The organism is Cupriavidus sp. SIMBA_020, assembly GCF_046535395.1.
Classification (GTDB): domain Bacteria; phylum Pseudomonadota; class Gammaproteobacteria; order Burkholderiales; family Burkholderiaceae; genus Cupriavidus; species Cupriavidus campinensis.
This window is the reverse complement of sequence record NZ_JAWRWU010001374.1, coordinates 1-246: the sequence shown is the minus strand read 5'-3', so window position 1 is coordinate 246 and position 246 is coordinate 1. Positions and strand designations below refer to the sequence as shown.

Below are 246 nucleotides of genomic sequence, written 5' to 3'. Positions count from 1 at the left end.
CTGGTCAACGGCAACCTGCTGCGTGCGCGTTCGCCGTTCGAGCGCGTCGAAGCGCCGCAGGGCGAGGCTGCGGCCGTTCACGTTCAAGCGGGTGAAGCCGGTCATGGCGAGCACGCGGAATTGAGCGGCGATGCCGGTCAAGGCAGCCGTCTCGATCCGCTCGATCACATCGATCACGACGATCTGCCCGAACTGGTCGATCGCTTCGAGCCGCTCGTGCAGATGACGCCCGCCAGTGCGGCAGCC

The 246-nt window shown here is 67.1% G+C and carries 1 protein-coding gene; it reads right to left on the bottom strand.

The features are described 5' to 3' along the window. Positions 1-246: hypothetical protein (locus SB751_RS34000; RefSeq protein WP_410749496.1), on the bottom strand; the 246-nt coding region annotated here is incomplete at both ends.